The 2,563-nt window shown below is 47.1% G+C and carries 5 protein-coding genes; 1 reads left to right on the plus strand and 4 read right to left on the minus strand.

The genetic code is table 11. The annotated features are described in order from the left end of the window. Nucleotides 1-25 precede the first annotated feature (25 nt). Together GRP75_RS24120 and mtrB are read right to left on the minus strand one after the other, a co-directional pair. Nucleotides 26-577 carry a hypothetical protein gene (locus GRP75_RS24120; RefSeq protein WP_023989175.1) on the minus strand — a complete coding sequence of 184 codons (552 nt, stop codon included), beginning with the start codon at nucleotides 575-577 and terminating at the stop codon, nucleotides 26-28. Between the two features lie 98 nt (nucleotides 578-675). Continuing rightward, nucleotides 676-906, minus strand: coding sequence for a trp RNA-binding attenuation protein MtrB (gene mtrB / locus GRP75_RS24125; RefSeq protein ID WP_013310730.1), 231 nt, complete (start codon nucleotides 904-906; stop codon nucleotides 676-678). Nucleotides 907-943: 37 nt separating this feature from the next. On the opposite strand from mtrB, the gene GRP75_RS29355 reads away from it, so the two are divergent. Then, a complete protein-coding gene (locus GRP75_RS29355) occupies nucleotides 944-1,237 on the plus strand; it encodes a hypothetical protein (RefSeq protein WP_034095056.1) in 294 nt (97 codons plus the stop codon). A gap of 71 nt (nucleotides 1,238-1,308) precedes the next feature. Here GRP75_RS29355 and GRP75_RS24130 read toward each other — a convergent pair whose 3' ends face one another. Further along, entirely contained in the window at nucleotides 1,309-1,581 is a 273-nt protein-coding gene (locus GRP75_RS24130; protein ID WP_013310732.1) for an HU family DNA-binding protein, read from the minus strand. A 247-nt stretch (nucleotides 1,582-1,828) separates the two neighbouring features. Next, the coding region (locus tag GRP75_RS24135; protein WP_160790582.1) for an ABC transporter permease at nucleotides 1,829-2,563 on the minus strand (735 nt) is incomplete at its 5' end.

Here is a 2,563-nt window from a genome sequence, read left to right on the forward strand (position 1 = left end):
ACAGTAGGTCCACCGGCAGAAACATCTAATCTGTATATACACCGTTAAACCTGTTTTGCCACATGGGCGTTACTGTAATGCGGAAACGGGACTTCAAATCCTCTGGCAATTCCGCGCCTTCCCGGCTTCTCAGCTGTTCCAATGCCTCGTTCGTCCACTCGTTCCGGCGTATATCGGATGCAAGCAGCAAATGACGTTCTCCTGACCATTCATCCTGTGTCACCACCCGAAGCAGCAATTGCCGTACATTCGTCGTTCCGTAAAAGCTAAAAGCGGCAAGCTCCGCCATGTTCTGATAAATCTCTAGTGGGGCAGTTTCTTCCTTAGACAGCTTGACATCCAGGGTCAGGACTGAATGTTCCCAGCTTGCGCTTGCAATCGGTGTGGTCAACGGCAGCTCATTCAGCGTATCCACCAGATTGTCATCCGACAGCAGCACCCGTTGCTGAGGCGAAATCGTCGCCTGTGTCTCGCGAACTGCTGCGGTTCCTGAGTCCAGCACCTGTAAGGACGGCAGCAACACAGCTGCTGCGATGGTTATGAGAATGGAGCCACCGAATACAATCCAAGGTTTCATCAGAGCCTCCCCTGACCTCTACCTCATAATGTGGGTTTGCTACGGTAAAGGTCCTCACTCTCATTCTACAACAAAAAAAAGCAGGCTATGCCTGCATTTTAATCCTCCGTATCTACTACCCCGTGCTTGGTCATCACAACGGCTTTGCCGCGAATTTTAATAGCAGAAGTATGATCCGTAAATTGGACGATCAGTACTTCGCCCTTGTCCAATTTTTCTGAATGATGCAAGCGTGTATCCTGACCTCTGGTCAGACCAAAAACCTGACATCCGTTGCTTTTCGCTTTAATTACGACGTACTCACTACTACCCGTCACATTATCTTCCATGTCCTTTTCCTCCCTGAGAGCCGAAGCTATACTTTTTATGATGGAGATTCAAGCTTGTTTTGTCAACTACATGCTTCCTTCGCTACCTGCAACAATTAGCGTGTCCCGAGCCATACTATCCGTGCAGTCCCATCCATTAAAGAAAGGAACGGATCTGATGAAAAACTATCTTCCCGCCAATCTCAGTCCTGCCCAAATCGAACGACTTCAACAGCTGGAGCATGAATTTGCTGAGCTAACAGGTGAACCCCTAGTGCTGATCGCTTATGCCTCGCGAAACGGCAGAACAGCTTCCTCTTCTCCAGTCCATAGCACCTCTACCACGAAGTAAACAGGACAAAAAGAAAAGGCCGTGAATCAAATTCACGGTCTTTTCAGCGCATTGGGAATATGTAAGAAATCTTATTTAATTCCGTCTTTGAGCGCTTTACCCGGTTTAAATGCCGGAATTTTACTCGCAGGGATTTCGATTTCTTCTCCTGTTTGCGGGTTACGTCCTTTACGTGCGGAACGTTCACGAACCTCAAAGTTCCCGAAACCTACCAGTTGCACCTTATCTCCGCTTTGCAGCGCTCCAGAGATCGCCTCAAATACTGCATCGATTGCTTTGGTTACGTCCTTTTTGGACAATTCAGTGCTTTCAGAAACCTGATTGATCAAATCCGTTTTATTCATAATATTCACCTCCCAATTCAAGTGTAGTCCAGCATTAAGGTTATCGGTGTTAATGACCGATATGAGGTCGCCTGTATAAAATAACCCGGGCGGCGTACTGCCTTCCATAATGTTATCATCTGTTTCCGTTTCGTCGTTAAATATACATAGAATATACCTAACCTCCGCAATATAGGCCGAAACTGGCGTTTTATGGCACCCTTCTTGCGTGGAACAAGGTTTATAGTAATACAGTCCACAGACAATTTCAAGTACGACGACGGTTTAACACGTAAAAAGTAACGGCCAGCGCAAGTACCAGCACTACTCCTTTGACAATATCATGGGCAAAATATTGCACATTCATCATCGTTAGTCCATTAACCAACACACCGATCAACACCGCACCAATAAATGTACCAATGACATTGGGTTTACCAGCACCAAAGACCGAAAAACCGACGAATACTGCAGCTACCGCCTCCATCAGCAAGGGGGAACCCGCGTCAATTTGGCCTGAGCCTACTCGCGAGGCATACAAAATACCGGCAATCGCCGCAAATACGCCTGAAGCAACATAGGCCAGAGTACGGACTTTTTTTACCCGTATGCCTGACAGACGAGCAGCTTCCTCATTTCCACCCGTTACATACATTTGACGCCCATGCTTTGTATAGGTCAAGAAAACATGCACCGCTGCCACAGCCAGCAACAGTAAAATAACTGAAATCGGGATACCCAACCATTTACCTTGCCCCAGCAAAAGAAATGCAGGAGATATCTCCCCCGGCGCCTTGCTGCCATCGGGAAACTGCATATGATTGTATATGGTATAGCCCTGGGCGTACGTTTTGTGAATCCCGCTTACAATATACATGATTGCAAGGGTTGCGAGCAAATCAGGAATACGCAGTTTAATAATCAGTAATGAATTCAACAGTCCTACCAAAGCACCGACAACCAGAGACACAATAATGACCACCGCAACAGGCTGCTCATACCA

It is taken from the genome of Paenibacillus sp. OT2-17 (genome assembly GCF_009827695.1).
In the GTDB taxonomy this organism is placed as follows: Bacteria; Bacillota; Bacilli; order Paenibacillales; family Paenibacillaceae; genus Paenibacillus; species Paenibacillus polymyxa_B.

Bases quoted from the DNA above. Each gene is read 5' to 3' on its own strand.
- GRP75_RS24120 (WP_023989175.1), bottom strand. From the start codon at position 577: ATGAAACCTTGGATTGTATTCGGTGGCTCCATTCTCATAACCATCGCA.
- mtrB (WP_013310730.1), bottom strand. From the start codon at position 906: ATGGAAGATAATGTGACGGGTAGTAGTGAGTACGTCGTAATTAAAGCG.
- GRP75_RS29355 (WP_034095056.1), top strand. From the start codon at position 944: ATGATGGAGATTCAAGCTTGTTTTGTCAACTACATGCTTCCTTCGCTA.
- GRP75_RS24130 (WP_013310732.1), bottom strand. From the start codon at position 1,581: ATGAATAAAACGGATTTGATCAATCAGGTTTCTGAAAGCACTGAATTG.